The organism is Fictibacillus terranigra, from assembly GCF_030412265.1.
Lineage (GTDB): Bacteria > Bacillota > Bacilli > Bacillales > Fictibacillaceae > Fictibacillus_C > Fictibacillus_C terrinigri.
The window spans coordinates 674,495-696,042 of record NZ_JAUHLN010000002.1; the positions used below are offsets into that span (position 1 = coordinate 674,495).

21 protein-coding genes are annotated in these 21,548 nt (G+C 42.8%); 6 read left to right on the forward strand and 15 right to left on the reverse strand.

Going from position 1 to position 21,548, the window contains the following annotated elements:
* Nucleotides 1-3 precede the first annotated feature (3 nt).
* From QYF49_RS11260 to QYF49_RS11290, 7 genes are all read right to left on the reverse strand, one after another.
* On the reverse strand, nucleotides 4-624 hold the full coding sequence (locus tag QYF49_RS11260) for a cytochrome c oxidase subunit 3 (RefSeq protein WP_290399688.1): 621 nt from the start codon (nucleotides 622-624) through the stop codon (nucleotides 4-6).
* Nucleotides 624-2,468, reverse strand: coding sequence for a cytochrome c oxidase subunit I (gene ctaD, locus QYF49_RS11265; protein ID WP_290399689.1), 1,845 nt, complete (start codon nucleotides 2,466-2,468; stop codon nucleotides 624-626). Before ctaD ends, QYF49_RS11260 begins: the two co-directional genes overlap by 1 nt.
* Nucleotides 2,469-2,503: 35 nt before the next feature.
* Entirely contained in the window at nucleotides 2,504-3,520 is a 1,017-nt protein-coding gene (coxB, locus tag QYF49_RS11270; protein ID WP_290400424.1) for a cytochrome c oxidase subunit II, read from the reverse strand.
* Between the two features lie 187 nt (nucleotides 3,521-3,707).
* Complete coding sequence (gene cyoE / locus QYF49_RS11275) at nucleotides 3,708-4,643, reverse strand: heme o synthase (RefSeq protein ID WP_425589563.1); 936 nt, start codon at nucleotides 4,641-4,643, stop codon at nucleotides 3,708-3,710.
* 464 nt (nucleotides 4,644-5,107) lie between these two features.
* Nucleotides 5,108-8,554, reverse strand: coding sequence for a pyruvate carboxylase (pyc, locus tag QYF49_RS11280; RefSeq protein WP_290399690.1), 3,447 nt, complete (start codon nucleotides 8,552-8,554; stop codon nucleotides 5,108-5,110).
* A 30-nt stretch (nucleotides 8,555-8,584) separates the two neighbouring features.
* Complete coding sequence (gene ftsW / locus QYF49_RS11285; RefSeq protein WP_290399691.1) at nucleotides 8,585-9,742, reverse strand: putative lipid II flippase FtsW; 1,158 nt, start codon at nucleotides 9,740-9,742, stop codon at nucleotides 8,585-8,587.
* Between the two features lie 174 nt (nucleotides 9,743-9,916).
* On the reverse strand, nucleotides 9,917-10,186 hold the full coding sequence (locus tag QYF49_RS11290; RefSeq protein ID WP_425589587.1) for an Fpa/YlaN family protein: 270 nt from the start codon (nucleotides 10,184-10,186) through the stop codon (nucleotides 9,917-9,919).
* A 157-nt stretch (nucleotides 10,187-10,343) separates the two neighbouring features.
* Between QYF49_RS11290 and QYF49_RS11295 the strand changes: the two genes are divergently transcribed.
* Nucleotides 10,344-10,841: a molybdopterin-binding protein gene (locus tag QYF49_RS11295; RefSeq protein WP_290399693.1), complete on the forward strand. Its 498-nt coding sequence runs from the start codon at nucleotides 10,344-10,346 to the stop codon at nucleotides 10,839-10,841.
* A gap of 39 nt (nucleotides 10,842-10,880) precedes the next feature.
* Here QYF49_RS11295 and QYF49_RS11300 read toward each other — a convergent pair whose 3' ends face one another.
* Nucleotides 10,881-12,212, reverse strand: coding sequence for a PhoH family protein (locus QYF49_RS11300; RefSeq protein ID WP_290399694.1), 1,332 nt, complete (start codon nucleotides 12,210-12,212; stop codon nucleotides 10,881-10,883).
* 218 nt (nucleotides 12,213-12,430) lie between these two features.
* On the opposite strand from QYF49_RS11300, the gene QYF49_RS11305 reads away from it, so the two are divergent.
* Together QYF49_RS11305 and QYF49_RS11310 are read left to right on the forward strand one after the other, a co-directional pair.
* A complete protein-coding gene (locus QYF49_RS11305; protein ID WP_290399695.1) occupies nucleotides 12,431-13,024 on the forward strand; it encodes a YhcN/YlaJ family sporulation lipoprotein in 594 nt (197 codons plus the stop codon).
* Between the two features lie 118 nt (nucleotides 13,025-13,142).
* Nucleotides 13,143-13,343 (forward strand): YlaI family protein, encoded by a 201-nt coding sequence (locus QYF49_RS11310; RefSeq protein WP_290399696.1) that lies wholly within the window; start codon nucleotides 13,143-13,145, stop codon nucleotides 13,341-13,343.
* A gap of 209 nt (nucleotides 13,344-13,552) precedes the next feature.
* On the opposite strand, the gene QYF49_RS11315 is transcribed toward QYF49_RS11310, so the two are convergent.
* From QYF49_RS11315 to typA, 3 genes are read right to left on the reverse strand one after another with little or no spacing between them, the layout of a single operon-like run.
* Nucleotides 13,553-13,822, reverse strand: a complete 270-nt coding sequence (locus tag QYF49_RS11315) for a hypothetical protein (protein WP_290399697.1) — start codon at nucleotides 13,820-13,822, stop codon at nucleotides 13,553-13,555.
* Nucleotides 13,823-13,831: 9 nt separating this feature from the next.
* A complete protein-coding gene (locus QYF49_RS11320; protein WP_290400426.1) occupies nucleotides 13,832-14,149 on the reverse strand; it encodes a YlaH-like family protein in 318 nt (105 codons plus the stop codon).
* Nucleotides 14,150-14,190: 41 nt separating this feature from the next.
* Entirely contained in the window at nucleotides 14,191-16,029 is a 1,839-nt protein-coding gene (gene typA, locus QYF49_RS11325) for a translational GTPase TypA (RefSeq protein WP_425589564.1), read from the reverse strand.
* Between the two features lie 178 nt (nucleotides 16,030-16,207).
* Here typA and QYF49_RS11330 point away from each other — a divergent pair, with 178 nt between their 5' ends.
* On the forward strand, nucleotides 16,208-16,393 hold the full coding sequence (locus tag QYF49_RS11330; RefSeq protein WP_290399698.1) for a DUF5325 family protein: 186 nt from the start codon (nucleotides 16,208-16,210) through the stop codon (nucleotides 16,391-16,393).
* On the opposite strand, the gene QYF49_RS11335 is transcribed toward QYF49_RS11330, so the two are convergent.
* From QYF49_RS11335 to QYF49_RS11345, 3 genes are all read right to left on the reverse strand, one after another.
* Nucleotides 16,390-16,860, reverse strand: coding sequence for a GNAT family N-acetyltransferase (locus QYF49_RS11335; protein WP_290399699.1), 471 nt, complete (start codon nucleotides 16,858-16,860; stop codon nucleotides 16,390-16,392). The genes QYF49_RS11330 and QYF49_RS11335 overlap by 4 nt on opposite strands.
* Complete coding sequence (locus QYF49_RS11340) at nucleotides 16,850-17,665, reverse strand: inositol monophosphatase family protein (protein ID WP_290399700.1); 816 nt, start codon at nucleotides 17,663-17,665, stop codon at nucleotides 16,850-16,852. Before QYF49_RS11340 ends, QYF49_RS11335 begins: the two co-directional genes overlap by 11 nt.
* Nucleotides 17,666-17,828: 163 nt before the next feature.
* Entirely contained in the window at nucleotides 17,829-18,017 is a 189-nt protein-coding gene (locus tag QYF49_RS11345; RefSeq protein ID WP_053354634.1) for a hypothetical protein, read from the reverse strand.
* 218 nt (nucleotides 18,018-18,235) lie between these two features.
* On the opposite strand from QYF49_RS11345, the gene QYF49_RS11350 reads away from it, so the two are divergent.
* Nucleotides 18,236-18,874, forward strand: a complete 639-nt coding sequence (locus tag QYF49_RS11350) for a YktB family protein (RefSeq protein WP_290399701.1) — start codon at nucleotides 18,236-18,238, stop codon at nucleotides 18,872-18,874.
* A 98-nt stretch (nucleotides 18,875-18,972) separates the two neighbouring features.
* Here QYF49_RS11350 and QYF49_RS11355 read toward each other — a convergent pair whose 3' ends face one another.
* Nucleotides 18,973-19,941, reverse strand: coding sequence for an NAD(P)H-dependent flavin oxidoreductase (locus tag QYF49_RS11355; RefSeq protein WP_290399702.1), 969 nt, complete (start codon nucleotides 19,939-19,941; stop codon nucleotides 18,973-18,975).
* Nucleotides 19,942-20,071: 130 nt separating this feature from the next.
* Between QYF49_RS11355 and QYF49_RS11360 the strand changes: the two genes are divergently transcribed.
* Nucleotides 20,072-21,547 (forward strand): aminotransferase class I/II-fold pyridoxal phosphate-dependent enzyme, encoded by a 1,476-nt coding sequence (locus tag QYF49_RS11360; RefSeq protein ID WP_290399703.1) that lies wholly within the window; start codon nucleotides 20,072-20,074, stop codon nucleotides 21,545-21,547.
* Nucleotide 21,548: the final 1 nt, after the last annotated feature.

Here is a 21,548-nt window from a genome sequence, read left to right on the forward strand (position 1 = left end):
TTCTTAACCCACCTTCCCCATAAGATACACAACAGTGAAAATGAATACCCAAACGACATCTACAAAGTGCCAATAGAGGGCAAATAAATAATACTTAGGCGCGTTTACAAGTGTAATTCCGCGGTTCCAGTTGCGCACGAGCAGTGTAATGATCCAAAGGCAGCCGAATGCTACGTGGCCTCCATGGAATCCTACCAATGTATAGAAGGCAGAACCAAAAGCACTGCTTGTAAAAGTATGCCCTTCATGAACATATTCCATAAATTCATACACTTCAAGGCCAAGGAACCCAAGCCCTAGTAACAAGGTTACAAGGAACCACCCCTGAAGATTTCGGACACGGTTTTGTTTCAATGCGAGTACAGCATACACGCTCGTTAAAGAACTCGTTAACAGGAGCATAGTTGCCAAAAATACAGTAGGAAGCTTAAACAGCTCCTCAGTCGTCGGTCCGTCCATGTTCATGTGGCGAAGACCTAAATAGGTACCGAACAATGTTGCAAATAAAACGGTTTCTCCTCCAAGAAAGAGCCAAAAGCCTAAAAATTTATTTTTGCCTTCAAGGGTGGCTTTTTCGGGATGTTCTGGAAAGTTAGCATCATTTAATCGTTCATCCGCGTGCATTATTCTTTAACCCCCTTTAAATCAGCTTCAACTTCTTCTTTGTGAATATGGAAGCCATGGTCGTCAATGATTGAACGTAAGAACATGCAAATAAACGTGGCGACTATTCCCATGATTGTTACCGTCATATGATTATAAATTAATCCTAACGCTGCGATAAAAAGCCCGATTGACATAAAGAGCGGGAGGATGGATGGATTAGGCATGTGGATATCCCCCACTGGTTCTGCAGGCGTCATGCCTTTATTCCCAGCTGTTTTTTCAATCCAATAGGCATCAAGTCCCCGAACCAATGGTGTTTGTGCAAAGTTATATTCAGGTGTAGGATACGGAATGGCCCATTCCAATGTTCTTCCATTCCAAGGATCGGAAGAAGGTGCATATTTTTTTGAAGCTGAGATGATAATGTTGATAAATAATACAATCGTACCGATTGCCATCAAGAAGGCACCGATTGAACTGATAAAGTTCAATTGATCCAGCTGCTGCCCAGAAAGGTATGTAAATACACGGCGCGGCATACCCATGAGGCCCAAGAAATGCTGAGGGAAGAATGTAAGATGGAAGCCGATAAAAAACGTCCAGAAATGAATTTTCCCAAGAGTTTCATTCAAAACCCTGTTAAACATTCTAGGATACCAATAGTACAGGCCTGCAAATAGTCCAAGTATTACCCCACCCACAATTACATAATGGAAATGGGCAACAACAAAATAGCTGTCATGGAATTGGTAGTCTGCTGAAGGTATGGCAAGCATAACTCCTGTTACCCCACCCATTACGAATGTCGGGATAAATCCAACCGCCCAAAGCATGGCTGTTGAGAATACGATTCTTCCGCCCCACATCGTAAAAAGCCAGTTAAAGATCTTAACACCTGTAGGAACAGCGATAGCCATAGTTGCTACGGCAAAAATCGAGTTAGCTACAGGACCAAGGCCTACCGTAAACATATGGTGGACCCAAACCATGAATCCTAAGAAACCAATCAAAACGGTCGCGAACACCATGGCACTGTATCCGAAAAGACGTTTTCTTGAGAATGTAGCAACTACCTCACTGATCGCACCAAATGAAGGCAAGATCAGGATATAAACTTCCGGGTGTCCGAAGATCCAGAAGATATGCTCCCAAATCAAGATATTCCCGCCATTGTCCGGGTTAAAAAAGTTTGCATCAAAGACCCTGTCAAAAGATAACATAAATAAACCAATCGTTAATGGAGGGAATGCGAATAGAATCAAACCTGATGTAACGAATGCGGTCCAGGTAAACAAAGGCATACGCATGAATGTCATACCAGGTGCACGCATGTTGATGATCGTTACAAGGAAGTTAATCCCCCCTATAAGGGTTCCTATACCCGATATCTGAATTCCGAGTACATAAAAGTCCACTCCTGGTCCTCCGGACGTTGTTGACAGAGGCGCATAAGCCGTCCAACCAGCATCAGGAGCTCCCCCTAAGAGCCAGCTTAAATTCAGTAGTACTCCACCGAAGAAAAACAGCCAGAACCCCAACGCATTAACAAATGGAAAGGCAACGTCCCTTGCACCGATCTGCAATGGGACTACAGCATTCATAAAAGCAAAAATCAACGGCATGGCTGCAAAGAAAATCATGGTAGTGCCGTGCATTGTCAGCAATTGGTTAAACGTCTCGGCAGCGACAAAGTCATTTTCCGGTTTTATCAACTGAATACGCATTAACATCGCTTCGATTCCTCCAATAATGAAGAAGAAACCGCCAGCTATAAGGTATAGAATACCGATTTTTTTATGGTCAACAGTAGTGAGCCAGTCCATCAGCCCGCTTCTCTTTGTGTGACTTGCGTGAGTAGACACCTTTTTACCTCCTTTTTACAAACAGCTCCTAATGTCTATTGAAGTTTTAGACTAAGAAGATAGTCAGCTACTGCGTCAACTTCTTCATCGTTAAGGGGCACGTTCGGCATGTTATTGCCTGGCTTTACTTTTTGAGGATTTTTAATCCATTTTTCAACGTTCTCTTTGTTGTGCTCAAGTACACCGGCAACACGCTGTTTATCACCGAAACCAGTAAGGTTAGGACCGGTGTTTCCGCCGTCTTTGCCTACCGCGTGGCAAGATAAACAGTTCTTTTTAAATATTTTTTGTCCTTCAGCAGCATTTCCTGTAGCATTGCCGCTTGCCTTCTTGAATGAATCTACCCAGGCTTCATATTTTTCTTTGGAAACGACTTTTACTTTGAAATCCATGAGGGCATGAGAAGCACCGCATAATTCAGCACATTTCCCTTTATACACCTGTTCTTTCTTTCCTGTTTCGATCCACATGTAGTTCTTGCTGCCATCACCTGGGTTGGTGTCCGTTTTACCGGCAAGGGATGGAATCCAGAAAGAGTGGATAACATCAGCTGATGACAGCTCGACGTGTACTTTTGTGTTCACTGGAAGCACGAGTTCCTGTGATGTAATAATCTCTTCTTTCGGATACTCAAATTCCCACCAGTACTGATGGCCGGTAACTTTTAAAGATAGCTCTCCCTTTTTAGGTTTATCTTTCGCAGACACATCGAAAGTCTGCATAACCGTTGGAACCGCCAGAATAATCAGTAAAAGGATTGGAATCGCAGTCCAAAGAATTTCGAGCAGATGGTTTCCCTCCACTTGTTCAGGAATCGTGTCATCGCCCTTGCGCTTTCGAAATTTCACTAAAACAAATACATAAATGATAAAAACGACCAACAATACAAAAATCATAATTGCCAGGCTCAGCACCATTAAAGAGTATTGTTTGGTGGCTACTTCACCTTGCGGCAGAAGCGCAGACAGAGTTGGATCACCACAACCCATCAGCAGAAGCGCCAGCATTGCAAACAAAGGGATTACCCGCCCTTTACGCAGCAAATTTCTCATCACTTCATAAAACCCCACTTTCTCGTTGTAGTTCAGCTACTAAAATCTATTACCTGCTTGTTATAAACGGCCAGGGCCCGTTTACATTAAGCAGCAAATAGCAAATCAATGTAAGCCCTTTTATATAAAAGGTCTTAAATATATTCATCCAGCCGAAACCAAGGGTTGGTCCTGACTGAAATCGATATTAGATGTTTACGAGAATCATAGCGACAAATAAGATGGTCAAGTAATTAAGAGAATAGACAAACATCTGTCTTGCCCATTTGATGTCATCATTCGTCCAGATGCCCGATAAACCAAGGATTAGCCAGCCGATTCCCAAAACAGCGGCTATAGTGGTAAATACCTTTCCAAATGGGTACAAATACAAGGAAACCGGGATGAGAGCAGCTACATACCAGATCATCTGGCGCTTTGTCATTTTAAATCCTGAAACGACTGGAAGCATCGGAATTCCTGCTTTCCTGTACTCTTCACATCTCTTCATGGCTAGTGCCAAAAAATGCGGAGGCTGCCATAGAAACATAATGAGAAAAAGTATCCAAGCCATCAAATCGAGGTTTGCATCGACTGCGGCCCATCCGATCAGCGGCGGCATTGCTCCAGAAATCCCCCCCACAACTGTATTGATAGAATGAGATCTTTTTAGCCACATCGTGTAGACCACCACATACACAAATAAACCAATAAGGCCAAAAACAGCGGCTGTTAGCGTTGTCATTGCAAGGAGAATGACACCAATGGCAGATAAAATAATCCCCATCCACAATGCTTGATGGGCCTCAATCTTTCCAGTTACCGTAGGTCTGTCCATTGTACGATCCATCAAACCGTCAATATCGCGGTCTATGTAATTGTTTAAACAGCAGCCTCCCGCGATCACCAAGGCCGAGCCAACAACAGCAAGAACCAGCACGTTCAGCTCATCTGCAAAAAGAAGTCCGTTAAACTTTATGGCAAGAAAAACACCTGCAAATACAGTGATAAGATTTGAAATAACGATTCCCATCTTGGCAATTGTGAGGAAATCTTTCCACGTACCTGTCGGACTAGCTTCCGGTAAAGAATCAGCCTTGATCACGTTGTCAGCATCATCAAATGTCGTTTGAGTTTTGCTCACCGTATACACCTCCTTTACAGGCAAGTTTCCTTCCATTTCTGGTTTTTGAGAAACTATCCAGGTAAAATGCCATATTTTATTCTAAATAGTAATGAATCGGAAATCAATATGTAAAACGCCTTTCTTTTCTCACATATTTGCGAAATTTATCACAAAATGTTGTGATACGGCAGACATGTTTCTAAAACATTATAAAACAATTTAAAAGGTTTGTATACTTCGACTCGGATAGACAGATTCCTATATTATTCCTATGTTTTGGCAAACTTTAGTATAAGGCTGAAATTTAACAAATTTGTGAATTTTCTTTGAACTGATAGATCCTCCATAAAAAAAGCATTTCTCACAAAAGAGAAATGCCTTTTAAAGAAGCTATTCTGCTGTTTTAATATCAAGGGATTTATTCAAGTATCTTACTTAGCCAATTCAATCAATAAATCCCCAATAGATTTATGGGTGCAATCCTACTTTGCTAACTCGATCAATAAATCCCCTGGTGCTATTGCTTCGCTGTTGGATGCGTGGATTTCTTTAACAATTCCATCGTATGGTGCCTGCACGGTGGTTTCCATTTTCATCGCCTCTGTGATCATCAAGTGGTCACCTTTGTTAACTTTTTCGCCCTTTTCTACCAATACCTTGACGACAGTTCCAGGCATGCTTGCGCCAATATGGCCCGGATCGGACGGATCTACTTTTCTTTTTACGGCGACTGCCGATTTGATGCTTTCATCTTTAACGACAACTTCCCTTGGCTGTCCATTGAGCTCAAAATAAACGACCCTCGTACCGTCTTTTTGCGGTTCTCCGATAGATACCAATTTTACGATAAGGGTTTTACCTTGTTCAATTTCAACCTCAATTTCCTCACCCAGCCTCATGCCATAGAAGAAAGTCGGGGTATCAAGTACTGAAAGATCGCCAAACTGATCATACATTCTCTCCCTATCCAACAAAACCTTCGGATAAAGTGCATAGGATATCGCATCAAAACTGGTCACTTGCCTGTTCAGCTTATGGAACAGTGTCTCTTTAATGTCTATAAAGTCAGCTGCCTCCAGCAATTCACCAGGACGCTGAGTGATATACTCTCTTCCTTTCAGGATCAGCTGCTGAAGTTCTTTAGGAAAGCCCTGATACGGCTGGCCGATATAACCCTGGAAAAACTCAACGACGGAATCAGGGAAATCCAGCTTTTCTCCTTTTTCATACACATCATCTTCTGTTAGATCGTTCTGAACCATAAACAATGCCATATCTCCGACTACTTTTGAGGATGGAGTCACCTTTACAACATCACCGAACATATCGTTGACGCGGCGGTACATTCTTTTCACATCATCCCATTTTTCTTCAAGTCCAACCGCTTTTGCCTGTTGCTTAAGATTGCTGAACTGTCCGCCAGGCATCTCATGCTCATATACTTCTGGATCAGGTGCGTTCATTCCGCTTTCAAATCCTTGGTAATACTTTCGCACATCCTCCCAGTACGAGCTCAGCTCCTGTAATTTGCCGATATTGGCATCAGGCTGGCGCTCATTTCCTGCAAGGGCGTAGTAGAGCGAGTTCGCTGAAGGCTGGGAAGTCCCCCCTGCCATTGAGCTCACAGCAACGTCTACGATGTCCACTCCTGCATCTATCGCTTTTGAATAAGTGAATATTCCGTTCCCGCTTGTATCATGGGTATGCAGGTGTACAGGAAGGCTGACATTTTCTTTTAACCGTGAAACAAGCTCATAGGCAGCCTGGGGCTTCAGCAGACCCGCCATATCCTTGATAGCAAGGATATGCGCACCAGCGGCTTCTAATTCTTTTGCCATTTTAATATAATACTCTGCATTATACTTCGTCCTCGAAGAATCAAGAATATCGCCTGTATAGCATAGAGCTGCCTCAGCTATTTTTCCGTTCTTCCTGACTGAATCGATCGCAACTGTCATTCCCTCAACCCAGTTCAAACTATCAAAAATACGGAATACATCAATTCCGGCTTCTGAAGATTTTTCTACAAATTCTTCAATGACATTATCAGGATAATTTTTGTAGCCTACTGCATTGGAAGCCCGCAGCAGCATTTGGAATAAAATATTTGGAACTTTTTCACGAAGCTTGAGGAGACGATGCCAAGGGTCTTCGTTCAGGAAACGATACGCTACATCGAAGGTAGCTCCTCCCCACATCTCAAGGGAAAACATAGAAGGCCATAGTTTTGCTGTTGGTTCTGCCGCATGAAGCAGGTCGTTCGTCCTCACCCGGGTAGCCAGCAGTGATTGATGCCCGTCCCTAAAGGTCGTATCGGTCAAAAGAACCTTCTTCTGTTCTTTAATCCAATTCACAAGGCCGTCTGCACCATGCTGTTCAAGGATCTGTTTCGTTCCGTCTGCAGGCTTTTCAATTGTCTTCACATTTGGGAGACGCGGTTTGAGAAACGCAGGTTTTTTGATTTTTTCCATGCCCGGAAAACCGTTTACAGTTGTGGACCCGATATACGTTAGCATTTTCGTTCCCCGGTCTTTCCTCTTAGGGAAAATGAACAGCTCATTTGATGTGTCAATGAAAGACGTATCATAGTTCCCCGTAAGAAACGACTTGTGCTTTACAACATTCTCAAGGAATTCAATATTCGTTTTTATACCGCGGATACGGAACTCTTTAAGGTTCCTGAGCATCTTAGCAGCCGCTTGATCAAAGGTCAGAGCCCATGTTGAAAGCTTAACAAGCAAAGAATCATAGTGCGGTGTTATGACTGCGCCCTGAAAGCCGTTCCCAGCATCTAAACGGACGCCAAACCCCCCGCCCGAACGATAAACATTAATCTTTCCTGTATCAGGCATGAAATTGTTGGCTGGATCTTCTGTAGTTACCCGGCACTGGATCGCATATCCGTGACAGGAGATATCCTCTTGATGAGGAATGGCAATCACATCACCATGAAGCTGGTTCCCCTGCGCAATCAGGATCTGTGTCTGGACGATATCAACGCCGGTAACCATTTCGGTTATCGTATGTTCTACTTGTACACGCGGATTTACTTCAATAAAATAGTATCTGCCGTCATCCGTAACGAGGAACTCTACCGTTCCAGCGTTTAAATAGTTGATATGTGTCATCAATTGAACAGCCGATTCGCATATTTCCTGCCTTAATTCCTTGCTGAGTGAAACACTTGGCGCCACTTCGACCACTTTTTGGTGCCTTCTCTGTACAGAGCAGTCCCTCTCGAACAAATGGACGATGTTAGCATCTGAGTCAGCAAGAATTTGAACTTCGATATGCTTTGGCTTTTCTACAAATTTTTCGACATATACTTGATCCTCACCAAACGCAGCTTTCGCTTCTGATTTGGCTCTTTCGTAACCTTCCGCCAGTGAATTCTCACTTCTAATGATCCGCATTCCTCTTCCGCCGCCGCCTAGAGAGGCCTTGATGATGATGGGATAACCATGTTCCCCGGCAAATGCCCTTACTTCATCAAGGCTGTTCACCGGCCCGTCTGAGCCTGGAATAACGGGAAGCCCTGCACTAACAGCAACTTCTCTTGCTTTCACTTTATCACCGAACATAATAAGGTGCTCCTGCTTCGGTCCGATAAATGTAATATTTTCTTCAGCGCAGCGCTTTGCAAAATGGATGTTCTCCGATAAGAACCCATAGCCGGGGTGAATAGCGTCGATCCCGTTCCTTTTTGCAATGGCGATAATACCTTCAATGTCCAAATAAGCATCAATCGGTTTTTTACCTTCTCCAACCAAATAGGCTTCATCTGCTTTGTATCGATGATAGGAACCTGAATCTTCCTTGGAGTAAATCGCTACCGTACGGATTCCCAGCTCAGTACATGCGCGAAAAATGCGGATGGCAATTTCTCCGCGGTTTGCAACTAAAATTTTTCTGATTTGCTGTTGTGACATCGGTATCTCTCCCTCTAATTATTCCTGGAATTACACCGCGTGAAGTTTCCCTTTTGCAGGTGCAGATTCCGGCTTCTGATGCTTTCTTTTATAATTAACATGACAGGAAATATTGACTAAAATCCCCATGGAAATTAACAACAAGACTAGAGATGAACCACCATACGATATAAAAGGCAAAGGGACACCTGTAATGGGCAGCAGACCGATGGCAGCCCCCAGATTAACGCAGGATTGGATTCCAACCATCCCTGATATTCCAAAAGCAAGCAGGCTTCCATAAGTATCCCTGCTCCTTAGGCCGGTAATGAATCCTTTAATTACGACAAAGCCGATCAACCCGATAATCAGCGCGACTCCCCAAAAGCCAAGCTCTTCTGCTATGACAGCTATGATGAAGTCCGTATGGGGCTCTGGAAGAAAACCATACTTCTGAATACTCTGGCCAAGCCCGTTACCGGAAACGCCTCCAGAACCAATGGCCAAATATGAATTGACGAGCTGGAAACCGTCACCTTGAGGATCTTTGAAAGGTTCATAAGCTGCCGTAAAGCGTGATTTCTGCTCTTTCGTTAAAACCTGTGAACCAAGTCCAATAATCAGAAGTGCTGATGTAATCAGGATCAGTTTATGGCCTGGCTTCATTCCTGAACTTAGAATAATGATGCCCGTAGTCGCAGCAATAATCAGCCCGGTGCCTAAATCCGGCTGTTTCATGATTAAAATAAACATGACAGCAAATACGCTCAAAGGCGGAGCACTTGCCGCAAAGTTTTCGAGCTTGTCCTGTTTTTTTGAAAAGATCGCTGCAAGGTAAATCGCAAGTCCAAGTTTTACAAATTCTGCCGGCTGGAAACCGACAGGTCCTATGTATATCCAGCTCTGTGCGTTGTTTGTTGTTTTTCCGATAAACAAAACCGCGATGAGCAGCATGATGGATCCGAAAACAATGGGTACGATGAGTTTTTTATAGAGCTGATAGGGAATAATCATCGCAATCAAGAAACATACGAGGCCTGCACCTAAAAAAATAAACTGCCGAATAAAGAAGTAATTGCTGGAATAGCCAAAACGGTTAATTGAGACAATGATGCTTGCGCTGTAAACCATGACAAGACCTATCCCGCACAGTGCCAAAATTGCAATTACTAGTGAATAATCGTAGTGCCGAAACATTTTCTTTAACATTATCTTACATCCTTTATGTAGTCTTTTCCCTAACAGTAGTTCGTATATAAAACTTCCTTTCCCTCTGTATGATAAAGTTAAAAATATTTTAACACAACTTTGTAAAATGCTCCTGAAATTGAACGGATCATATAAAAAAACTCAAACCATTCCAATAACGGTTTGAGTTATCTATTATTTCCGCATTGAAGCTTCATGCAAAGCGGAGAGCTGACGTTCAAGTGATTCCAGCAAGCCCTTGCCATCTGCCTCATCAACGAGGTTGAGCCTTACTGCAAAATCAATCTCCCGTGAGAGTCCGAACATTTGTGTATCAAGCACTTCCTCATAGAGGGGACATTGCGGCATCGTCAGGTTTTCCATCTGCACCTCAATTAATTTCAGTATTTTTGCAGCATCCGCCTGTAGCAGTTCAAATGCCTTTTCTCGATGTCCTGTTGCCATCTCAGGTGACAAAATAATCCCTCCGTTCTACTTGGCTTTCTACTCTTTAATATATCGTTTGACAGCTAAAAAATCAACATATTACAGTATGAACTCTATTCATGATAGAATAGACATGGAAAAAATTTAACTTTACATCAAATAGGAGCATGGTAAAATGGATTTTATTTTAGAACTAAAAGGAAAAGTTAGGTATAATCTTTCAATGGATCCCGGCGTATTTATCTTCGATGACAGGAAATTTGATCTTACGACATACTTTGATGACAAGGAATCCTTAGAAAGTGAAGAAGAGAAATATTTAAAAGCAGTTTCTTCCCACTGGGACAAAGAGATTATTGAAGGATCCGCTCCTCCAGAGAAAAAACCATCATCCAGGAAGTCACTAAAGGAGACCATTGCTACGGGCACTTTTGGCATCGGCTTCGGACATTTTATCAAGAATGCTGAACCCGATGCATCTGCCTCCCATATTGAAATCCATACAGAGAACGGCGTGGAAGAGATCACTCTCGAAGACGGGCTGAAGGCTGTGTTAGGTTTTTCATTAAACGGAAAACCCTTAAAGGAAGACGGGCCCGTTCATTTCTATTTCGGTGATGGAAGAAATAAAGAAATTCCTATTAAAAACATCAGAAGCTTTATTATAAAATAAACCTGCCGCGGCAGGTTTATTTCTTTGGTTATCCATCTTCTAAAGCAAGTCGGCAGCCAGCTGAGCGAGGCTTGAGCGCTCTCCTTTTTCAAGCTTTACATGACCGCTGATGCTCTGATCCTTAAATTTTTCAACCACATAAGTCAGGCCGTTCGTAAATTCATCGAGGTAAGGGTGATCGATCTGTTTAGGATCGCCTAAAAGGATCACCTTGCTCCCTTCTCCTACCCTTGTTAAAATCGTTTTCACTTCATGTTTCGTAAGGTTTTGAGCTTCATCTATAATGATGAACTGATCGGGCAAACTTCGCCCCCTGATATACGTGAGCGCCTCTACATGGATTGAGCCGATGCCTGCAAGGATTTTTTCCAATTCCCCTTGTTTTTTAGCATTAAACAAATATTCAAGATTGTCATAGATCGGCTGCATCCACGGTTTTAGCTTTTCGTCCTTTTCACCAGGAAGATATCCGATGTCTTTCCCAACAGGTACAATTGGCCGTGCAATAAAGAGTTTAATGTACTTTTTCAAATCCTCGGTCTGCAAAAGCCCTGCTGCAAGGGTTAAGAGGGTTTTGCCCGTCCCCGCTTTGCCGATCAGTGTGACGAGATGGACATCCTTGCGCAAAAGCAGCTCTATCGCCATTTTTTGCTGAACATTCCTGGGTTTTATTCCCCAGATGGAATCCCCTTCAAATAACAGAGGTTTTAGTTTCTTTCCGTTATCTTCTACCCTGGCAAGCGCTGAGACCGAACTTCTATACATGTCTTTCATAATGACAAATTGATGAGGATAGAAGGAGTGGTTAGCGATCTCCAAAACAGGAAGCTCCTGTTTTTCATAAAATTTATCCAGCAGCTCACTGTTCACGTATATTTCCTTATAGCCTAAATACGTTTGCTCATCTCGATCCACCACACGGTCACTGAGAAAATCTTCGGCTTGAATACCAAGTGCATCCGCTTTGACCCTCACGAGCACATCTTTGCTTACCAGAATCACTTGTTTGCTGTTCTCTTTTCCTTTTTCCTCGTTTAATAAATTTAATGACACAGCCAATATTCTGTTATCATTGGTTGGTTCAGCAAAGGTCTCCTGAAGCCTTTTAAAAGAGCGGTGATTAAGTTCAACCCTCAATATTCCCCCATTTTCAAGCGGGACGTTTTCATGGAGCTTTCCTTTTACCCTAAGTTTATCGATCAGCCTTGATACTTCCCGTGCATTTCTTCCGATTTCGTCCATGTACCTTTTTTTTGAATCCACTTCCTCGAGCACGATTGCTGGAATGACGACCTCATGATTACCAAATGAGAAAATTGAATAGGGATCCTGTAAAAGAACATTCGTATCAAGGACATATATTTTATTCAAACGTACACAGCCTCCTGACTATTGATTTTCTATGTTTTGGCAGTGTTAATGAATGATGAACGCATGCAGACCGGCCTCACTGATAGATCATAAGCCGGGACGGACTATAGTTAAATGTATGAACTTTTGAATAAAGATAGACGAAAACACAGAAAATAACGGAAAAGAACACGACTGAAAGGATGAAATAATTGAAAACGCTAAGGATGTTGGCCATCATGAGTTCACTCTTGCTGCTTTTTGCTTGCAACTACAATAACAATAAAAGCGCCGAACAGACAGATAATCATGCTCCTCGATTAACAAAGGTAAATCAAACCGCCAATAATAACGGACAAAGAGAAGCACGAAGAAACTCTCAGCAGGTTTCTCGGCATCTTGTCGGAATCGCAACAGGTATACCTGGCGTAGAAGATGCCACCGCAGTAGCGCTCGGAAGGTACGCCGTTGTGGGAATTGACGTGGACTCCAAGCTGGACGCCTCGAGGACGGGGACGATTAAATATTCTGTAGCAGAAGCTTTAAAAAAGGATCCGTATGGGGCTAACGCTTTAGTTACTGCAGATCCTGACACTGTGCAGCGACTAAGGGGAATGGCAAGTGAAATCAGACGAGGCCATCCGATCGGAGGAATACTCAATGAGCTTGCAGCGATTGTTGGAAGATTAATGCCGCAGGTTCCAAACCGAACGAATTCTGTTAAACCCGCTCCTACAGAAACCAATAACAGCCAGATTTCTGATCAAGAAAACAAAAGGCTCAATAATCAACAGCAAAAACAAGCAAAAACGACCAAGAATCAGCAGCAATAAGTTATAAACCCCGCTCTTGCCGAGCGGGGTTTTTGCATGTAAATAGTTATTTATTAGTGTTTACCTCTTCTTCTTTGATATAATGACTTTAACACCAAAAAGACAGAGGTGATTATCTATGCGAGTAAAGTGTGTGCTATGTGACACCATCCAATCCATTGAAGATCGATCCTCACTGGCTAAACGGCTGAGAAACAGGCCTATCCACACGTACATGTGTGACCGATGCCAGGAGAGGATTACTGATAAAACGAATAAGAGAATCGCAACCGGAAACTTTATGCTATACAGGACTCCTGCTAAAGAGAATGAATGGTAAGCTGATGCTGCCGGTTCTAGGGCCGGCATGCTATATGGCTTTGCCTGATGACCTCACGATTTGTCGCAGGAATATTGGGCTTCACGCTTTCCATTCCCCCGAGTTTTCCCCCCTGACTGATATTACTCGTTTTTTATTCTCCTATCCTTTAAGCTAAAAAAAGAGCCATGAACACGGTATGTTCATGACTCGAAATCAAAAGAAATAATCTAATTGTACTTCGGCTCTGCTTCTATCGATTCCCAAAGAGCGTCAATATAGTCGCAGGGGAATTTTTTATGATGCTGAGAATCCCCGATCTTGTAATCCACTTCATAACTGCCATCGATCATGCATACCGCTATGTGTTCTACCCCGTGGTCCTCCCGAAGGATTTCATCGAAAAAACGAAGGGTATCTGCGGCAGCCTGGTCATCTGTTCTTTGTTCTGCCACCTTTTTAATACTTAGCCAATTGTAAAGCGCATCCTGAAAAGTCATAGAAACTCCTTATAGGTGTTCGGCTTTATTTTTTTTGCTCTGGTGCAGCCTGATTTTATAAATAATCAAAACGGCTGCGGCACATAAGAGGCCCTCGGCAACCGGCAGGCCGATTCCGAAAAAGGTAAGCGGAAAACAGCCCAATATTAAAAGAATATAGATGACTGCAGATTTAAGCAGAGGGAGCTTTTTAGCAAATCCAAGCTGATAGACAAGAATGGTCAATATTGTAATGACTAGATACAAAAGAAAAAAACCTGCTACAGGATGTTCGTTTATTCCTAATAGAAGCGCGATGGGTGAAGAATCTTCACCCGTCGCAGACATTACTTTTTTATCATCCACCGCTCACACCACCAGACGCAATCTTAGTTTTGCTTGGCCAATTTGTTTTTCTTAGTCGCACGTTCACGCTCACTTTTATCAAGGATTTTTTTGCGAAGACGTATGCTCTCCGGCGTAACTTCACAATACTCATCCTCGTTCAAATATTCAAGTGATTCTTCAAGAGACATAACACGAGGCTTTTTCATGCTGACCGTTTGATCTTTGTTAGCAGACCGCATGTTTGTCATCTGTTTTACTTTGGTGATATTAACTGTAATATCATTTTCACGCGTATGTTCACCAACGATCATTCCTTCATAAACTTCAGTACCCGGCTCCACAAATATGGTTCCTCGGTCCTCAACGTTAATGATCCCGTATTGGCTCGCTTTGCCGTGTTCCATGGAGACGAGAACTCCTTGACGGCGTCCTCCCACTTGGCCCTGATGCATCGGCTGATAACTGTCAAACGTATGGTTCAAGATACCGTATCCTCTTGTCTGGGTTAAGAATTCAGTCGAATAACCAATTAATCCGCGGGCTGGGACCATGAACTCAAGTCTTACTTGACCTGAGCCGTTGTTAATCATGTTGAGCATTTCACCTTTTCGTGCCCCAAGCGATTCCATTACAGCGCCCGTATATTCTTCCGGCACATCAATCTGAACACGCTCTACAGGCTCCGAACGAACTCCGTCAACCATACGTACGATAACTTCAGGTTTTGATACTTGAAGCTCATAGCCTTCCCTTCTCATGTTTTCGATAAGAATGGATAGATGAAGCTCTCCGCGACCGGAAACAATCCAAGCATCCGGAGATTCAGTGTTATCTACACGGAGAGAAACATCCGTCTCTAATTGGGAGCGAAGGCGCTCTTCGATTTTTCTGGAAGTCACATATTTACCTTCACGGCCGGCAAATGGTGAATTATTAACAAGGAACGTCATTTTCAATGTTGGCTCGTCGATTCTAAGTACTGGCAATGCTTCTTCCTGGTCCTCCGGACACACGGTTTCACCAACATTGATCTCTTCCATTCCTGATACAGCTACTAGATCACCGGATTTAGCTTCTTGGATTTCCACTCTTTTAAGTCCGAGGAAACCAAAGATTTTCGTTACGCGGAATTTTTTTACAGTACCGTCCAATTTCATGAGTGAAACTGCTTGGCCTACCTGCATCGTACCTCGGAAAACACGGCCGATTCCGATACGGCCCAAGTAATCATTATAATCTAACAGAGAAACCTGGAATTGAAGCGGTTCACCACTGTTATCAACCGGTGAAGGAATATTTTCAATGATTGAATCAAATAAAGCTTTCATGTTTTCATCTTGCTGATGAGGATCCGTGCTCGCGGTACCTTTGAGTGCAGAAGCATACACGACTGGGAATTCAAGCTGATCTTCATTGGCACCAAGCTCGATAAACAAATCAATGACTTCATCGACTACTTCTTCAGGACGTGCAAAATCACGGTCAATTTTATTTACGACTACGATTGGAGTCAATTTTTGTTCAAGCGCTTTTTTCAGAACGAAACGAGTTTGCGGCATACATCCTTCGTAAGCGTCTACGACTAAAAGGACACCATCGACCATTTTCATGATCCGCTCAACTTCACCGCCAAAATCGGCATGACCTGGTGTGTCCATGATGTTAATGCGAGTACCTTCATAATTGATCGCTGTATTTTTTGCCAGGATCGTAATACCGCGTTCCTTTTCCAGATCGTTGGAATCCATTGCACGTTCATTGACATGTTCGTTCGAACGGAAAGTCCCTGATTGGTGAAGCATTTGGTCCACGAGTGTTGTTTTCCCATGGTCAACGTGCGCGATAATCGCGATGTTTTTTATGTCTTTTCTCAAATTCAAAATAATCTCTCCTTAAAAAATCCTATCTTTTTTCTTTATTAAATACCCAGAACCATCCTGGATCTTTATTTCTCTATTGGAATTCAACTTTACTATTATACCACAAAGAACAACAATCTTTTTCTTTTTTAAAAAATTAGTTACACTATAGTTATCGTTTGTATGATTGGAGGACCTTATGAAATTTGAAAATATTATCTTTTTGATCATTGCTGTGTTAACAACGTTCAGTATTGCTTTAATCGGAGTCGCTATCGGCCAGCATAGCTGGCTGATTGCCATCACTGCGATTATTGCCGTGTTTTTCTTAATGGGGCTTGGTTTTTCACTGAAAAAAAGATTCAGGGAAAGAAATCAGGCTTAGTCTGAGAGGACTTTAACAAATTTTATATATTCTTTTCCCTTTTCATCAGATTCTAGTCCCGCCTGCTCAAATCCAAGTTGATTCAAGAATCGGAGCCAGGCTTCATTTCCAGAAGGACAAGCGGAAAACAATACAGGACTTTGCTTTTTGACAATGGACGAAATTTCCTCAATGATCTTTCGTGCATATCCTTGTTTTCTTTTTACGGGATGAATGACGATGCTGCCAAGCCACGGTTTTTGATTGGATGGAGCAGTGTATACGAGATACGCTGCTCCAATTTTTTGCTCTTCGTCACTCCAGATCAGCCATTCCCCGCCTGTCTCATCGTAACGGTGCAAATAGTCTTTCCACTGTTCATCTATTTCATTTCCTTTTAAACCTTCCTCTTTCATCCAAACAGGTGAGTGCCTGGCCATCTCAATAAAAAAACTCAAATCCTCATCCTTGAATTTCCTATTCTCCATCTTTTGGCGTTCCTGCTTGAATCGTATCCAGAATTTCTTGATGTAAACCGGGTTTTGCTGCAAAAATACTTGTTTTGCTTAACACATTCACATTAACGCCATCTATCGTTGAAATCGTTCCGCCTGCTTCCTGAATAAGAATATACCCCGCTGCAAAGTCCCATGGTGATAGCCTCATCGTCATGTAGGCATCGAGTCTTCCACAGGCAACATAGGCCAATTCAATGGCGGCTGTTCCATAAGACCTGGTTCCACGAGATTTTCTTACAAGAGGAAGGAGCCGCTGGTGATCAATCTTACGGTTGGGTGTGATCCACGTGGCGTTTAAACCGATGACCGCTTTATCCAAGGTCACATTACTTAGCCGAGGAAGTTTTTCTTCATTTAAATGAAGTCCGTGTCCCTCAATGCAATGGAACAACTCGTTTCGTACAACATCGTAAATAAACGCTGCTTTTCCTTGCCCGTTATGAAAAATCGCTACCGAAATGGCAAAGTTGGCTTGCTGATGAACAAAGTTTGTTGTTCCATCAATGGGATCAATGATCCAAACGGTCCCTTCAAGGTCACTCACCTCATCGCCGTAGCCTTCCTCACCCAGAACTTTATGGTCCGGGAATTCCTTTTTTATTTTATCGATAAAGAACTTTTCAATGGCTTTATCCATATCCGTCACTAAATCGGCATAATGAGATTTATATGTAATGTTCAGCTCATTGGAGAATGAAAGCTTAATCACTTCTCCTGCTTCATACACCCAGTTCTTTGCGGTTCCGTATATGTCCTCGAGTTTTGTATTGTCCACTACCATCAGCTCCCAGCGTCGTTCATTGTTTTATTATATGTTACCACTAGTCGTGCTTAACATAACCATACCACGCTCTTTTGTATGGATGAATAATTTATTCCCCAAAAAAAACGACCCTGCTATAGATCAGGTTCGTTTTTTTACCCTGTGTCTGTTGTTATCATGCTTCCAGTCTCACTAGTTCCTGGCGCAGTTTTTCCAGCTTGCGCTTGGATTCATTGATCTGCTTCGTATTTTTATTTTGCAATGCTTCGAATAATGTTGCCAGTTCATAGTCGATTTCAAGCTTCAATACAGGTATTCTGCGTTCCGCGTCCGTTCTTTTTAATGTTTGAATGACTTGTTTCATACCTTACACATCCTTTCTACCTTTTATAAGAATACTAAATATTCTGATTTTGGATATTGTCTTCTATCATATGATTGACTTTCACTTAATGCAACCTTGATCTCTTTTTTAAAAAAAATTATATAAAAGTAACATATATTGCGGATTTTCTTTTTCAGCAACCGTTGTGGTAAACTACTAACCACGGTGAACAAAAAGTTCTATCAGGAGGAAATGCAATGAGCTTTTCAGGATTTAAAAAAAATGATTTTTCAGTGTTTGCTATTGAGGGCCTTGAACCTCGAATGGAAAAACTAATCGAGCGGGTTCGCCCTAAGCTTGAAGATTTAGGCGGGCATTTTGCGTCAGAACTTTCTGCATTAACCGGAGAGGAAATGTTTTATCATGTGGCAAAACATGCCCGAAGAACAGTTAATCCGCCAAAAGATACTTGGGTAGCATTCTCGAGCAGTAAGAGAGGATACAAAAAACTTCCGCATTTTCAGATCGGTCTGTTTGAAACCCACGTATTTATCTGGTTTGCTGTGATATATGAGTCTCCCGTAAAAAAAGAGTATGCCGCTGCTCTCCAAAAAGAATTAAAAACAATCAATGCCTCCATTCCAGATTACTTCGTCTGGTCTCAGGACCATATGAAACCTGAAGCGGTGCAGCACAGTGAGATGAAGAACGGAAATCTTTCAGGATTAGTGCGTTCTTTGGCAGAAGTAAAAAAAGCTGAACTGCTATGCGGGATTCACATACCTAAGGATGAGGCTATTCAGATGGACGGAAAGGCTTTTATTCAAAAAGCCGATTCTGTTTTCCGAACATTGATGCCCCTTTACGAGTTAAAGAAACAGGTTTATTCCGAGTAGCGAATGGAGTGGCAGGAAGGGGAGAAGAAATTCCTCCTCTTCTTACCCTTAGTATATTGTTGAGAATAAAAAGTGTTTGGGTGGAACGTTCAATAATTTTATTTGATGAGCGCTCCCCATTTCTCTTTAATTTGCTCGGCTTCAGAAAGGATCCTGAGAAAAAGCTCTTCAACCGAAGGTACATCCTGAATTCTGCCCATGATTTGTCCAGCCCATCCAAAACCTTCGTCTGATTCCCCTTCATAGATATATTTCATATTGCGTTTTCCGCTTATAAGATCTTTCATATCCTCATAACCTTTAGCTCTTTTCTCTTCTTCTAGTATAAATTCAGTCCAGCTGTTGCTGATCGCTCGTCCCGGTGCACCAAGCTTGCGTTTGATGACCACCGTCCCTGCTTCAGTTCCTTTAACGAGTGCTTCCTTATATAATGGATGCGCATGCTCACATTCCCTTGTGGCGATGAATCTGGTGCCCATTTCTACCCCTTCGGCACCAAGTGCCAACGCGGCCATCAGACCTCTTCCGTCACCGATTCCGCCAGAAGCGATAACAGGGATGGAAACAGCATCAGCCACTTGGGGTATAAGCACCATCGTACCGACATCGTCTTTTCCAATATGCCCTCCGCCTTCCTGGCCAACAACCAAGACAGCATCCGCTCCCAGCTGCTCAGCTTTTACCGCCTGTCGCGTGGAGGCGACTAGAACAAGTTTCTTTACTTCCACTCCCTGTAAAATATCGAATATGCCTGAAGGGTTGCCTCCCGTCATGCTGATTACTGGAACTTTCTCTTCAACAGCAGCTCCCACCATATGGTGAAAAGGCCTTCCATGCTGCCCGATTGCAAAATTAACCCCGAAAGGGCTGGCCGTCATTTTTTTTGTTTTTCTAATCTCCTCTTTTAATGCTTGTGGTGAATCGAGAGACATGGCCGTAATTTGTCCTAGCCCGCCAGCGTTTGAAACGGCCGCCGCAAGTCCAGAATAAGCAAGATAGGCCAGCCCTCCCTGAATGATGGGATAACGAATTCCCAATAACTCTGTTACTTTTGTTTGTATTTCCATATTGCGTCCCCAGCCTTTCTTTTTTTTTATTCTTTGCATACAAAACCGTTAGAATCTGATATACTTCTTTTGTTTTACTATGTATTTTCATGAGGTAAAGATTATTTTTATTATAGATGAGGTGTCAAAATTGTCACAACACGAAACTCCTTTATTTACCGGATTAAAAGAACACGCAAAACGAAATCCCTATCAGTTTCATATCCCTGGCCATAAAAAAGGCTATGGTATGGACCCTGAGTTCAGGGAATTTATGGGTGAGAACGCCCTGTCCATAGATTTGATCAACATCGCTCCACTTGATGACCTCCACCATCCGAAAGGCATGATTAAAAAGGCTCAGGACTTGGCAGCACAGGCATTTGGTGCTGACCATACCTTCTTTTCTGTTCAAGGAACAAGCGGAGCAATCATGACGATGATCATGTCAGTCGTTTCTCCCGGTGATAAAATCATTGTTCCGCGCAACGTTCATAAGTCGATCATGACAGCCATCGTATTCTCTGGAGCGACACCCGTGTTTATTCACCCAGAGATTGACAGGGAGCTTGGTATTTCACATGGCATCACTCCTCAAAGCGTTAAGAGGGCTTTGGAACAGAATCCCGACGCTAAAGGGGTACTCGTCATTAACCCCACATATTACGGGATTTCAGCGAACCTAAGCGAGATTGTTGAAATCGCCCATAGCTATGATGTACCTGTCCTGGTCGACGAAGCCCACGGTGTACTAATTCACTTTCATGACAAAATGCCCCTCTCTGCCATGCAAGCTGGAGCAGATATGGCTGCGACGTCAGTTCACAAGCTGGGCGGATCACTTACCGGCAGCTCTATCCTTAACATTAAAGAAGGCCTTGTTTCAGCCAAAAGGGTGCAAACGATCCTGAGTATGCTCACGACCACTTCAACGTCCTATATTTTGCTTGCCTCACTTGATACTGCTAGAAAGCGTCTGGCTACTGAGGGATACAGCATCATTGAAAAAACGATTAAACTGGCAAATGCAGCACGGGAAAAAATCAATAAAATTCCACGCCTTTATTGTGTCGGAGAGGAAATTCTGGGCAAAGAAGCGACTTACGACATCGATCCGACCAAACTGCTTATTTCTGTGAAAGAGCTTGGCATAACGGGTTACGACGCTGAGGTATGGCTTCGAGAGGAACATAATATAGAAGTGGAACTATCCGACCTTTATAACATCCTTTGCTTGATCACAACAGCAGATCATGAGAAGAATATCATGGTTTTAGTTCATGCGCTCGAAGAAATGTCACGCCATTTTGACAATGCAGGCGAAAAAGCAGCACAGGCAATGCCTGTCCACGTCCCCGATATTCCTGTACTTGCATTATCACCACGTGATGCTTTTTACGCAGATACAGAGAGTGTGCCTTTCGAAGAATCTGCAGGCAGGATCATTGCTGAATTTATTATGGTATATCCGCCAGGTATTCCTATATTTATTCCGGGTGAGATCATTACTCAAGATAATCTTGACTATATAAAAGAAACCATCGAAGCAGGCCTTCCAGTACAAGGTCCTGAAGATCCCGAATTAGGAATGCTAAAAGTGATAAAAGAGCACATTGCCATACGATAGT

Bases quoted from the DNA above. Each gene is read 5' to 3' on its own strand.
- QYF49_RS11295 (WP_290399693.1), top strand. From the start codon at position 10,344: ATGGATTTTATTTTAGAACTAAAAGGAAAAGTTAGGTATAATCTTTCA.
- QYF49_RS11355 (WP_290399702.1), bottom strand. From the start codon at position 19,941: ATGGAAATACAAACAAAAGTAACAGAGTTATTGGGAATTCGTTATCCC.
- QYF49_RS11290 (WP_425589587.1), bottom strand. From the start codon at position 10,186: ATGGCAACAGGACATCGAGAAAAGGCATTTGAACTGCTACAGGCGGAT.
- QYF49_RS11320 (WP_290400426.1), bottom strand. From the start codon at position 14,149: ATGTCTGCGACGGGTGAAGATTCTTCACCCATCGCGCTTCTATTAGGA.
- coxB (WP_290400424.1), bottom strand. From the start codon at position 3,520: ATGAGAAATTTGCTGCGTAAAGGGCGGGTAATCCCTTTGTTTGCAATG.
- QYF49_RS11310 (WP_290399696.1), top strand. From the start codon at position 13,143: ATGCGAGTAAAGTGTGTGCTATGTGACACCATCCAATCCATTGAAGAT.
- QYF49_RS11330 (WP_290399698.1), top strand. From the start codon at position 16,208: ATGAAATTTGAAAATATTATCTTTTTGATCATTGCTGTGTTAACAACG.
- QYF49_RS11315 (WP_290399697.1), bottom strand. From the start codon at position 13,822: ATGACTTTTCAGGATGCGCTTTACAATTGGCTAAGTATTAAAAAGGTG.
- QYF49_RS11350 (WP_290399701.1), top strand. From the start codon at position 18,236: ATGAGCTTTTCAGGATTTAAAAAAAATGATTTTTCAGTGTTTGCTATT.
- QYF49_RS11335 (WP_290399699.1), bottom strand. From the start codon at position 16,860: ATGGAGAATAGGAAATTCAAGGATGAGGATTTGAGTTTTTTTATTGAG.
- QYF49_RS11305 (WP_290399695.1), top strand. From the start codon at position 12,431: ATGAGTTCACTCTTGCTGCTTTTTGCTTGCAACTACAATAACAATAAA.
- pyc (WP_290399690.1), bottom strand. From the start codon at position 8,554: ATGTCACAACAGCAAATCAGAAAAATTTTAGTTGCAAACCGCGGAGAA.
- ftsW (WP_290399691.1), bottom strand. From the start codon at position 9,742: ATGTTAAAGAAAATGTTTCGGCACTACGATTATTCACTAGTAATTGCA.
- QYF49_RS11260 (WP_290399688.1), bottom strand. From the start codon at position 624: ATGCACGCGGATGAACGATTAAATGATGCTAACTTTCCAGAACATCCC.
- QYF49_RS11345 (WP_053354634.1), bottom strand. From the start codon at position 18,017: ATGAAACAAGTCATTCAAACATTAAAAAGAACGGACGCGGAACGCAGA.